General features: G+C 56.8%; 10 protein-coding genes. 4 read left to right on the top strand and 6 right to left on the bottom strand.

The window, feature by feature from the left end:
- The first annotated feature begins 271 nt into the window (after nt 1-271).
- Nucleotides 272-3385: a multidrug efflux RND transporter permease AcrD gene (gene acrD, locus PYR66_06380; GenBank protein ID WEF29339.1), complete on the top strand. Its 3114-nt coding sequence runs from the start codon at nt 272-274 to the stop codon at nt 3383-3385.
- Between the two features lie 103 nt (nt 3386-3488).
- Here acrD and ypfM read toward each other — a convergent pair whose 3' ends face one another.
- Nucleotides 3489-3548 (bottom strand): protein YpfM, encoded by a 60-nt coding sequence (ypfM, locus tag PYR66_06375; protein ID WEF30372.1) that lies wholly within the window; start codon nt 3546-3548, stop codon nt 3489-3491.
- A 369-nt stretch (nt 3549-3917) separates the two neighbouring features.
- Here ypfM and PYR66_06370 point away from each other — a divergent pair, with 369 nt between their 5' ends.
- Genes PYR66_06370 through PYR66_06360 form a run of 3 tightly spaced genes read left to right on the top strand, consistent with a single transcriptional unit; the run spans nt 3918 to nt 5659 of the window.
- Nucleotides 3918-4274: an ArsC family reductase gene (locus PYR66_06370; protein ID WEF29338.1), complete on the top strand. Its 357-nt coding sequence runs from the start codon at nt 3918-3920 to the stop codon at nt 4272-4274.
- Nucleotides 4275-4277: 3 nt separating this feature from the next.
- On the top strand, nt 4278-5405 hold the full coding sequence (gene dapE / locus PYR66_06365) for a succinyl-diaminopimelate desuccinylase (GenBank protein WEF29337.1): 1128 nt from the start codon (nt 4278-4280) through the stop codon (nt 5403-5405).
- Nucleotides 5406-5458: 53 nt separating this feature from the next.
- Nucleotides 5459-5659, top strand: a complete 201-nt coding sequence (locus PYR66_06360) for a YpfN family protein (protein ID WEF29336.1) — start codon at nt 5459-5461, stop codon at nt 5657-5659.
- Nucleotides 5660-6380: 721 nt separating this feature from the next.
- Here the strand turns inward: PYR66_06360 and ypfH are convergent.
- From ypfH to bamC, 5 genes are all read right to left on the bottom strand, one after another.
- Nucleotides 6381-7079, bottom strand: coding sequence for an esterase (gene ypfH, locus PYR66_06355; protein WEF29335.1), 699 nt, complete (start codon nt 7077-7079; stop codon nt 6381-6383).
- A gap of 106 nt (nt 7080-7185) precedes the next feature.
- Complete coding sequence (locus PYR66_06350; GenBank protein WEF29334.1) at nt 7186-9186, bottom strand: GNAT family N-acetyltransferase; 2001 nt, start codon at nt 9184-9186, stop codon at nt 7186-7188.
- 9 nt (nt 9187-9195) lie between these two features.
- On the bottom strand, nt 9196-10071 hold the full coding sequence (locus PYR66_06345; GenBank protein ID WEF29333.1) for a neutral zinc metallopeptidase: 876 nt from the start codon (nt 10069-10071) through the stop codon (nt 9196-9198).
- 262 nt (nt 10072-10333) lie between these two features.
- Nucleotides 10334-11047, bottom strand: a complete 714-nt coding sequence (locus tag PYR66_06340; protein ID WEF29332.1) for a phosphoribosylaminoimidazolesuccinocarboxamide synthase — start codon at nt 11045-11047, stop codon at nt 10334-10336.
- Nucleotides 11048-11188: 141 nt separating this feature from the next.
- Entirely contained in the window at nt 11189-12223 is a 1035-nt protein-coding gene (bamC, locus tag PYR66_06335; protein ID WEF29331.1) for an outer membrane protein assembly factor BamC, read from the bottom strand.
- Nucleotides 12224-12238 lie beyond the last annotated feature (15 nt).

The raw sequence follows: 12238 nt of genomic DNA, 5'->3' as shown, positions 1-12238 counted from the left end.
ATCCGGTTTAGAACAAAAATGTTGACTTAAATGAAATTTTGTTTCATTTAACTGAGCAATACTAAACGGCGGATGCAAAATGACAGAACAGGCGGGATGCGAGCATATAAATTCAGACAGAAAGGGGTGATGTTTCTTTACGCACTCATAAAAGACACATGATAAATTACACCATCTCCTTAATTTCTCCACGATTGCCCGCAGAGTTAACTATAAAGTGTCACAGGCTGTGCAATAACAAAAAAATGTACAAAATGAGGTCCTAATTCCGATGGCGAATTTCTTTATCGATCGCCCCATTTTTGCCTGGGTTCTGGCTATTCTGTTAGTCCTGACCGGTACACTGGCAATTTTGTCGCTCCCCGTTGAACAGTATCCGGAACTGGCGCCGCCAAACGTCCGTATTACCGCCAACTATCCCGGCGCTTCAGCACAAACACTGGAGAATACCGTTACCCAGGTTATCGAACAGAATATGACCGGCCTCGATAACTTAATGTACATGTCATCGCAAAGTAGCGCCACCGGCCAGGCGACGGTTACCCTGAGCTTCACCGCCGGAACCGACCCTGACGAAGCGGTGCAACAGGTACAAAACCAACTGCAATCGGCCATGCGTAAATTACCACAAGATGTGCAGAATCAGGGTGTTACGGTACGTAAAACCGGCGACACCAACATTCTGACGCTGGCTTTCGTCTCCACTGACGGCAGCATGGATAAGCAGGATATCGCCGACTACGTTGCCAGTAACGTTCAGGATCCTATCAGCCGCGTTAACGGCGTTGGCGATATCGATGCCTACGGCTCACAGTATTCAATGCGTATCTGGCTCGATCCGGCCAAACTCAATAGCTATCAAATGACGGCAAAAGACGTGACCGACGCCATCACCTCGCAGAACGCGCAGATTGCCGTCGGCCAGTTGGGCGGCACGCCATCAGTGGATAAGCAGGCGTTGAACGCGACCATCAACTCGCAATCGTTGCTGCAGACTCCGGAACAGTTCCGCGATATCACGCTACGCGTGAATCAGGATGGGTCGGAAGTCACGCTTGGCGACGTCGCCAGCGTGGAGATGGGGGCGGAAAAATATGATTATCTGAGCCGCTACAATCGCCAGGCCGCCTCGGGTCTCGGGATTAAACTCGCCTCTGGCGCCAACGAAATGGCCACCGCCGAACGCGTTATCGCCCGCCTCAACGAGCTGTCGCAATACTTCCCGCACGGTCTGGAATATAAGGTCGCTTACGAAACCACGTCCTTCGTGAAAGCCTCGATTACCGATGTGGTAAAAACACTGCTGGAAGCGGTCCTGCTGGTGTTCCTGGTGATGTACCTGTTCCTGCAGAACTTCCGCGCCACCCTGATCCCCACGATAGCCGTACCGGTCGTGTTGATGGGCACCTTCGCGGTGCTGTACGCCTGTGGCTACAGTATCAACACCCTGACCATGTTTGCGATGGTGCTGGCGATAGGTTTGCTGGTCGATGACGCCATCGTGGTCGTGGAAAACGTCGAACGTATTATGAGCGAGGAAGGCCTCTCGCCTCGCGAAGCAACGCGAAAATCCATGGGGCAAATCCAGGGGGCGCTGGTCGGTATCGCCATGGTGCTGTCAGCGGTATTTGTGCCAATGGCCTTCTTCGGCGGCACGACGGGCGCGATTTATCGTCAGTTCTCCATTACTATCGTCTCTGCGATGGTGCTATCAGTACTGGTGGCATTGATCCTCACCCCGGCGCTGTGCGCCACATTATTAAAACCGATTCACAAAGGCGAAGTTCACGGGCAAAAAGGTTTCTTCGGTTGGTTTAACCGCAACTTCAACCGCAGCGCCAGCCGCTATGAAACCTTCGTAGGTAAAATCCTTCATCGTTCGCTGCGCTGGATTTTACTTTACGGCCTGCTGCTCGGCGGCATGGTGTTCCTGTTCATGCGTCTGCCGACCTCATTCCTGCCGCAGGAAGACCGCGGTATGTTTACCACGTCTGTGCAGTTGCCAAGCGGTTCAACCCAGCAGCAGACGCTGAAGGTCGTGCAAAAAGCGGAAGATTACTTCCTCAAAAATGAGAAGGATAACGTTGAATCGGTCTTTGCCACCATCGGCTCCGGCCCTGGCGGCAACGGGCAGAACGTGGCGCGGATGTTCGTCCGTCTGAAAGACTGGGATCAGCGCGATCCAACCACCGGCTCTTCCTTCGCCATCATCGAACGAGCGACGAAGGCCTTCAATAAAATTAAGGAAGCGCGCGTTTACGCCAGCAGCCCGCCGGCAATCAGCGGCCTCGGCAGTTCCGCAGGCTTCGATATGGAGCTGGAAGATCACGCTGGCAACGGCCACGATGCGCTGATGTCGGCGCGCGATAAGCTGCTGGAACTGGCGGCAAACAACAATCAACTCACCCGCGTGCGCCACAACGGCCTTGATGACAGCCCGCAGTTGCAGGTTGATATCGACCAGCGTAAGGCGCAGGCGCTGGGCGTGTCGATTGATGATATTAACGATACCCTGCAGACCGCCTGGGGTTCGAGCTACGTGAACGACTTTATGGATCGCGGGCGCGTGAAGAAGGTCTACGTGCAGGCGGAAGCGAAATACCGCATGCTGCCGGACGATATTAATCTGTGGTATGTCCGTAACAACAGCGGCACGATGGTACCGTTCTCCGCCTTTGCCTCATCGCGCTGGGAAACCGGTTCGCCGCGTCTCGAACGTTACAATGGTTACTCGGCGGTAGAGATCGTCGGGGAAGCGGCGCCAGGCATCAGTACCGGTACCGCCATGACGATTATGGAAGACTTAGCCAAACAGTTGCCGAACGGTTTCGGCCTCGAATGGACGGCAATGTCGTACCAGGAACGCCTCTCCGGCGCGCAGGCGCCTGCGCTATACGCCATTTCGCTGCTGGTGGTCTTCCTGTGTCTGGCGGCGTTGTATGAAAGCTGGTCGGTGCCGTTCTCGGTCATGCTGGTGGTGCCGCTGGGGGTTATCGGCGCACTGCTGGCGACCTGGATGCGTGGGCTGGAAAACGATGTTTATTTCCAGGTTGGTCTGCTGACGGTCATTGGTTTGTCGGCGAAGAACGCCATCCTGATCGTGGAGTTCGCTAATGAACTGAATCAGAAAGGCGAGGATTTGCTGACTGCAACGCTGTCGGCCTGTCGTCAGCGTCTGCGCCCCATTCTGATGACCTCGCTGGCGTTTATCTTCGGCGTGCTGCCGATGGCCACCAGCACTGGCGCGGGCTCCGGCAGCCAGCATGCGGTCGGTACCGGCGTGATGGGCGGCATGATTTCCGCCACCGTGTTGGCAATCTTCTTCGTACCACTCTTCTTCATACTGGTGCGCCGCCGCTTCCCGCTGAAGGAAAGGCCTGAGTAACGGCGACCCGCGGCAAATAACAGAAAAGGCGACTTCCAGAGTCGCCTTTTTCATGGGGTCACCTTAAGGGTGACATTGCTTGCAGTACTCACAACACCAGATTTTATTTGCGCAGCATATCTTCAATAAAATCTTTCCAGTTCCCCAGTTCATGCTCAATCATAATAGCCTCTCTTATTATTATGGCGATTTTAGGTAAATTCCCTGCTCAGGGGAAGTTCGTTTGATCTATCGCTCTAATCACTTTATATGTTGTATTCCTTGTTACCTCCAGCCGTGATATCTCTGGCTTGCGGCTACCTTAAGCCGGTTTATGTAAACTTAATGTGACGCAGAGCAACATTATGCAACATTTGGTTAATCTCAGACTTTTGCTCGTTCATTATTTTATTTTGTTGCAAGACTGTACAAACTTTAATCAGATAAGGCCGAAAGATTATATTTATCTCGCCGATTCACGTATTATTTCGCAAAATTTATATATTCGAAAAAACCTGAAAAAACATACTCCTTAAAAGGAAAAGGTTTAATTATGTTGACCATGTACGGCATCAAAAACTGCGATACGATAAAAAAGGCTCGCCGCTGGCTGGAGGCCCATCAGATTGATTATCGCTTCCACGACTACCGCGTCGACGGACTGGATCGCGAATTGCTTAATACCTTTATTGCCGAATTAGGCTGGGAAGCGCTGCTGAACACCCGCGGCACCACCTGGCGTAAACTCGATGAGTCGGTTCGCGCGAGTATCGATAATGCCGATGCGGCGGCGGCGCTCATGCTGGAAATGCCGGCAATCATCAAACGCCCATTGCTCTGCGCGCCCGGGCAGCCTATGCTGCTGGGCTTTAGTGAAGCAAACTACGAGAAATTTATTAACGAGGTGTAGTCTATGTCTTGCCCGGTCATTGAGCTGGCTCAGCAGCTTATTCGCCGCCCTTCCCTCAGCCCCAATGATGCGGGATGTCAGGCGTTAATGATTGAACGCCTGCGGGCGATTGGCTTTACCGTCGAAGCGATGGACTTCGGCGATACGCAAAATTTCTGGGCCTGGCGCGGGCAGGGTGAAACGTTGGCCTTTGCCGGCCATACCGATGTGGTACCGGCTGGCGATGCCGACCGCTGGCTCAACCCGCCATTTGAACCGACCATTCGCGACGGAATGCTGTTTGGCCGCGGCGCGGCGGACATGAAAGGTTCGCTGGCGGCAATGGTTGTCGCCGCCGAGCGCTTTGTCGCGCAGTACCCCGACCACAAAGGTCGTCTGGCGTTTTTAATCACTTCTGATGAAGAAGCCAGCGCCACTCACGGTACGGTGAAAGTGGTTGAGACGCTGATGGCGCGCAATGAACGCCTCGATTACTGCCTGGTCGGCGAACCGTCCAGCACCGAGATCGTCGGCGACGTGGTGAAAAACGGCCGTCGCGGCTCGCTCACCTGCAACCTGACGATCCACGGCGTACAAGGCCACGTCGCTTATCCGCACCTTGCGGATAACCCGGTGCACCGCGCGGCGCCCATGCTGGCGGAACTGGTGGGCATCGAATGGGATAAAGGTAACGAGTACTTCCCGCCGACCAGCATGCAGATTGCCAACGTGCAGTCCGGTACCGGCAGCAACAACGTGATCCCAGGCGATATGTTCGTCCAGTTCAACTTCCGTTTCAGCACCGAGCTGACCGATGAGATGATCAAAACACGCGTCGTTGAACTGCTGGAAAAATATCAGCTGCGCTATACCGTCGACTGGTGGCTTTCCGGCCAACCGTTCCTGACCGGGCGCGGTAATCTCGTCGATGCGGTGGTGAACGCCATTGAACACTATAATGAAGTTAAACCGCAGTTGCTGACCACTGGCGGCACCTCAGACGGACGTTTTATCGCCCGCATGGGGGCGCAGGTTGTCGAACTGGGTCCGGTCAACGCGACCATTCATAAAATTAATGAATGTGTGAATGCCGCCGACCTGCAGATGCTGGCGCGGATGTATCAACGCATCATGGAACAACTGGTCGCCTGACGACAATAACGTTTACCCTGCGGCGCCGCTGCGGGGTAAAGAGAGGACACAGCATGGAATGGCTTATTAAACACTGGTGGATTCTGGTGTTGGTATTTTTAGTCGGCGTCATCATTAATGTGATTAAAGATCTGAATCGCGTCGACCCGAAAAAATATCTCGATAACAAACCGGATCTACCGCCGCATCGCGATTTCAACAGCAAGTGGGATGATGACGACGACTGGCCGAATAAAGACCAGCCGAAGAAATAACCCCGCGGCCACCACGTGGACGGGATGAATTCCCGGGTGGCGGCTGACGCCTTACCCGGGCTACCAGACAGCACAGAACCGTAGCCCTGCTAAGCATAGCGCCAGCAGGGAAATCCCCTGACGCCTTACCCGGGCTACCGGATGGCGCAGAACCGTAGCCCTGCTAAGCATAGCGCCAGCAGGGAAATCCTCGGGCGGCGGCTGACGCCTTACCCGGGCTACCGGACAGCACAGAACCATAGCCCTGCTAAGCGTCGCGCCAGCAGGGAAATCCCCGGGTGACGGCTGGCGCCTTACCCGGGCTACCGGACAGCACAGAACTCTAGCCCTGCTAAGCACAGCGCCAGCAGGGAAATCCCCGGGTGGCGGCTTACGCCTTACCCGGGCTACCAGACAGCACAGAACCATAGCCCTGCTAAGCGTCGCGCCAGCAGGGAAATCCCCGGGTGGCGGCTGGCGCCTTACCCGGGCTACCGGACGGCGCAGAACCGTAGCCCTGCTAAGCATAGCGCCAGCAGGGAAATCCCCGGGTGGCGGCTGACGCCTTACCCGGGCTACCGGACGGCGTAGAACCGTAGCCCTGCTAAGCATAGCGCCAGCAGGGAAATCCCCGGGTGGCGGCTGGCGCCTTGACAGCACAGAACCGTAGCCCTGCTAAGCATAGCGCCAGCAGGGAAATCCCCGGGCAGCGGCTGACCCGGCCACTACACACCATGCCCCCTCAGAGCATTTCGATAATATCGTCGTCTTTCGGCGTTCCGCCGCTTAACGCTTCATCAAAATAGTGCTTCGGCACGGTATAACGCAGCCTGTCGAGGGCAAACTGCATGCTGCGGTCATCAATGGCATGCCCGAGATCTTCGACGATATCCAGCGTCACATCGCCGCCCAGCTCCTGCAGTCGCTCCTGCGCCGCAACCGCCCACGCCAAATCGATCACCCGATCATCACCGCCGTGAATCAGATGCACGGTGGTCTGCGTCGTCGCCGCTTGCGGCAGCGTCGCGTAGCGGCCGTTAAAGGCAATGACTCGTGACGCCAGCCCCGGATCCGCTTTGATACTCTCAAGCGACATTATCGCCCCCTGCGAAAAACCGATCAGCGCCGTCGCCTGCGGACCTAAACCACTCTGCTTTTGCCAGTAGCGCACCGTCTCAATAAAGGTCGGCATAATGGCATCAATTCTCTGCTGACGGTTCTCTTCCGTCACGCCTTGCACCGAGAACCACTGGCGAGCTGGCGCCGGGCCGCAGGGCTCCGCGCCGCCGATGCTGACGATAAGCGCATTCGGAAACAGCGGCGCAAACCAGCTGCCGATTTGCCCCATCGCGACCGGGTTATCGCCAACGCCATGAAACAGCAGCAGCAACTGTTGCGCAGGCGTCGCAGGGCTTTGAACAATAAAGTGATCGTGTTTCATGGCTGTCTCCTAATGTCACTGAGATACAAGAGCCAGGCTCCTGATTCAGATGGGCAGTTTACGCCGCATACAGAATATGACCATGCCATTTAACTGAATGAGTTAGTTAAAAAAATTGCAGCTTCCTGACCCACTCGCCAAGGTACTCTGCACGCGCCGGATCCAGGCTCGACAAAGCTGCGGCAGCCTCTTCACGCAGCCGCGCCAGCAGCGCCTTACGCCCGGATAAACCAAGGCTTGCGCACAGCGATGCCTCATCCTGCTGCGCTAAACGCGAACGAAGCGCCGCCAGTGGCAGCGGCGTCGCCTGCAGTAGCCGATTCAGACTGCCAGCCGCCGTCAGTAAGGGACGATGAGCAAAAGCAAAACCGGCCGCCTCCAGCCAGTCATCATCTGTAAGCATAGCGGTTTCATCCACCGTTACCGGGGCGCGTTCGTCACGCCACTGGCTGAGCCAGCGTTCATCGCGGGCAAGCCGCTGGCTTTCCTGACGCGCCAGTTGATGGCCTTTCTCGCTTAGCGGGTAGATAGCCATCGCCGTATAGCAACCGCTGCTCGCCTCGCGGTGAGTTCCCATCCGCACCAGCGTAAAGCCGCAGCGCTGCCAGAAGCGCCACAGCTCGGGAGTATAACCAAAACTAACCGAGAGATAATCGCAGCCACGGGCGTGACTGACGGCATGGCTAATCAGGCGCTGGCCCAACCCTTCACGCTGGCGCGATGGATGCACGGCAATACGACTGACGCGTTTGCTCGTCAGCATCGCCGCCAACGGGTTACCGCCGTGCGCCGCCAGCGACTGAGCCACCAGGTTGCCGCGCGGACGGCGATATCCGGCCCACACGGCGCGGCTAAGCTCAGGTTCGAGACCGCCCTCCTCCACCAGCCATAAGGCGCCGGCCACGCCATCCGTGCAGCAGGCCGCAATGAAGTGCTGACCGGGGGCATCCATCATTCGCCGCAGATCCAGCGGCGAAGTACGATAGTGAGCGCCGGAAAGCAGTTGATAGACGGCCTCCGGTAGCGACGACCGCTCGCGCCAGGCTCGCTGGTTCAGCGTTTCCAGTTGCGGTTCGCCCTGCGGCGCGTGGAGAAATGCCTCATCGCTAAACAGCAATAACCGGGAGATGGCCGACTCCAGCGGACAGCCCGGCGCCCAGCGAATCGGCGTCGTCAGGTGGTAACGGTATAACTGCGGAAAACCCGCGCAAAATTTCAGTAAGAAACCACGGCCGGTCCCTTCATACCCCTGAACGGTCGTCGTTAATAACGTGTGGGGAAAACGCGCCGCCAGCTGCCGCAACAGCGGCGCCGGGATCGCGGCGGCCTCATCGACGACCAGCCAGCCGGCCCTGGTCTCACTGGCCAGAAGCGCATCCGGCGCCATAAAACGCATGCGCTCACCCGCAAAAGCGGCAATCACCTCTGCCGCGCCGCGCGTCGGCGCGGTAACAATAGCATTGCCGGCAAGCTTAGCAATCAGCATGCCCGCCAGCGCAGATTTACCACGTCCGCGTTCGGCGGTGACGGCGGCAATCCCCGGCGGCGAGGTGATAAGCGCCGCGAGAATCGCCGCCTGCTCAACTTGCGGGTGACCATCGGCGGGGTGCCAGTCATCGCGCGGCGCGGCGCTCGGCAGCCGTAAGTCGCTTCCCTGTCGCCAGAGCGCAACCTCAGCGTCGGCAGTAATCTGCCGACAAAAACGGTGGACAAAGTTGGGGGTAGCGATAGGTTCCGCCGCATCGCTCCAGCGTAGCGAATCGGCATCCGGCTGCGTGGGCCAGCGCGTAAAATCGGCGACCATCAGCACCAGCCAGCTACCAGCCCGTAGCGTACCGCCTAACGCGGCGAATGCAGCCACGTCAAAACCATGCCGGGCGTCAAAAAAGGCGTGCTGGAACTCTCGTCCTAACAACGTTTTCAGCGCGCCTGGCGCCACACAGGGTTCCTGCTGCGGCTGCGGCCCAACCCACAGACCGTCACCGGCTAATCGTGCGCGTAAATCAAGCGCCTGCGCCAGACACCAGCGTTCGTCGCCGCTGAGCACCAGCAGGCGACGAATACCCTCGCGCGCCATCTGTGCGGTCAGGTGAAGCAATGATTCCATCGGCAAGCGTTAGCGAAGCGAACTGCCGAAGGTGTTGCACTGCGCCGGATCGCCGCTGTCGAAACCGCGTTTGAACCATGTATAGCGCTGCTGAGAGGTACCATGGGTGAAGCTGTCCGGCACCACGCGGCCCTGGCTCTGCTCCTGCAGGCGGTCGTCGCCAATCGCCTCGGCGGCGTTCAGCGCTTCCTGCAGGTCGCCCGTTTCCATGATGTCCTGCTTTTGCATGTTATTTCCCCAGACGCCTGCGAAGCAGTCAGCCTGCAGCTCCATTTTCACTGACAGGCGGTTCACTTCGGTCTGCGAGGCCTGCTGTTGCAGTTGGCGTACCTTCGGCTCGATGCCGAGCAGTTTCTGCACGTGGTGGCCGACTTCATGAGCGATCACGTAACCCTGCGCAAAGTCGCCGCCAGCGCCGAGTTTGTTTTTCATTTCATCGTAGAATGACAGGTCGATATAGACCGTACTGTCCGTCGGGCAGTAGAACGGACCCATCACTGATTGCCCGGTACCACAGCCGGTACGCGTCGCGCCGCGATACATAACCAGTTTCGGCTGGACATATTGACGCCCCATCTTCTCAAAGATAGGTCCCCAGGTATCTTCGGTTGTCGCCAGAATAACAGAGGTAAACTTCGCCGCTTCATCATCTTTCGGGCTGATGGAGCGTTGCGTCGACGTCTGCTGCTGAGGCATGGGTTCGCCGGTCAGCATGCCGGTTAAATCCACGCCGTAATAGCCCGCAACCAGCACGATAATCAGCAGGACAATACCGCCTTTACCGCTTGGAATACGGAAACCACCGCCACCGCCGCCCAGCGGCGAACCCGAATCACTACGTCTGTCTTCCACATTGTCGCTTTCGCGACGCCCTTGCCAGCGCATAAGCACCTCTAATCCATTATACCCGTCATACTTCAAGTTGCAGGGGATTCCCTGCGTCGCCGCGTGACTCGGCCTTCGGCCTCGCCCCTACGGGGCCAGCGCAAGCACTGTTCAAAACGGCTAGCCGTTTTGTCCTGCAACTCAAATTATTTAGGGTATATATTCACGAATAAGAGAGATCGTAGGCGGTTCAGCGCAGGATTACCACAGGAAACAACAAGAAGAGCGCCAGAAGATGCTGAATCTTCCGGCGCGGGGGGAATTAGTCCAGTTTAACGCCCAGGCGGTGGGCCACTTCTTCGTAAGCTTCAATCAGGCCGCCGAGGCTCTGGCGGAAGCGATCTTTGTCCATTTTATCAAGGGTGTTTTTATCCCACAGACGGCTGCCGTCCGGGGAGAACTCGTCGCCGAGCACCACTTCGCCGTTGAACAGACCGAACTCCAGCTTGAAGTCGACCAGGATTAGACCGGCGTCATCGAACAACTTTTTCAGTACGTCGTTGGCTTTGTAACTGAGCGCTTTCATGCGCGCCAGGTTTTCTTCGTTCACCCAGCCGAAAGTCTCGCAGTAGGATTCGTTGACCATCGGGTCGTGCATGGCGTCGTTTTTCAGGAACAGGTCGAACAGCGGAGGAGTCAGTTCGATGCCTTCTTCGATACCCAGGCGCTTAACCAGCGAACCGGCAGCGCGGTTACGGATCACACACTCAACCGGCACCATATCCAGTTTTTTCACCAGGCATTCAGTATCGGAAAGCAGCGCTTCCATTTGGGTCGGGATACCGGCTTCTTCCAGTTTGCTCATAATGAAATGGTTGAACTTGTTGTTCACCATGCCTTTACGATCGAACTGTTCGATGCGGGCGCCATCACCTGCTGACGTATCGTTACGGAATTCCAGTACCAGCAGGTCCGGGTTTTCGGTGCTGTATACCGTCTTCGCTTTACCACGATACAACTCAGCTTGCTTTTTCATCTTCACCACTCCAGTGATATTAAGCCAAAAAATTACGTTTCCGCCTGTACACAAGATCGTGAACATTGCCGGATTATGTGGCTACGCACACGTTTGCGTCACTATACATTAAAAAGGGCCGGATTGCTCCAGCCCTTTTTATTACTTGTTAAATGCGGCCTGGAATACGGCTACCAGGGCGTCATTTTGCGACTGCGTCAGCGTGTGGCCTTTCGGGTCGATAAACTGCAGGCTACTGCGGTTATCGAGGTCGCCGACCTGCAGTTTATAATCGCCAGACACCAGCTGCGGATCGCTTGCGCCCAGTTCCTGCCAGCTGCTGTCGGACAGCGGCTTGTAGGTCACGGCCATGCTGCCCTGAGAACGAGTGCTGTCGGTCACTTTCATGCCCACTTTTTCAAGCGTAGCCGGCAGCTTCTGCCAAACCATATTGAACGGCGCGCGCACTACCAGCATCGGCAGACCGGTATCATCCGCCGCACTCTGCACGTCGAAGGTCGCGCCAGCGCTTCTCTGCGCCGCGTTCTGCGCATTAGTCGCGTTGGTATCGAGACCGGAAGAGATCACGTTCAGCATGGAGGTGCTATAACGCTGCAGCGAAGCCGGGTCAGACACGGGTTTGCCCGCCTGCTCCAGGTTCACCAGTTTCACCACCACCGCTTGCTGATAGCCCTGCGGCTTAACGGAGATTTGATAGCGACCACGGTACTGCTGGTCTTCATCAAGGCGGTTCCACTCTATCCAATCGGTATTCAGCGTCTGGCCTGCATCGTCACGCTTGGTGATGGTGTAGTTTTTCGCCTGAACGATGCTGACAACCTGCGCCCACAAGGAACCGCTGCGGCTGTTTTCCACCATCAACGTGGCGGTGTCGCCATTAAACTGGGTACGCGCGCCGCTGACCAGAGCTAATGCCTGAGCCGGCGGACGAATATCCAGCGCTTTGCCTACCGCGCCGGTGCTGGTAGCGACCGGAATGTTGTAGTCGCCAGTCTGCAGCGGCAGGATCATCCCCGCCGGGGCGTGAAGTTCACTGAGCGGCGTCGCCTCTAAATAAACCTCATCGCCGCTAACCTGACGCTTATAGCGCGAGTCAGAACTACAGGCCGCGAGGAGTAAAACCAGCGAAACACCCGCAACCTTCGCCAGGCGCGACTTCTGTACTGAGTAAGCCATCAAATCTCCCTAAAC

Origin of the sequence: Klebsiella aerogenes, from assembly GCA_029027985.1 — a bacterium.
Lineage (GTDB): Bacteria > Pseudomonadota > Gammaproteobacteria > Enterobacterales > Enterobacteriaceae > Klebsiella > Klebsiella aerogenes_A.
This window is presented reverse-complemented; position numbering and strand designations above follow the sequence as displayed.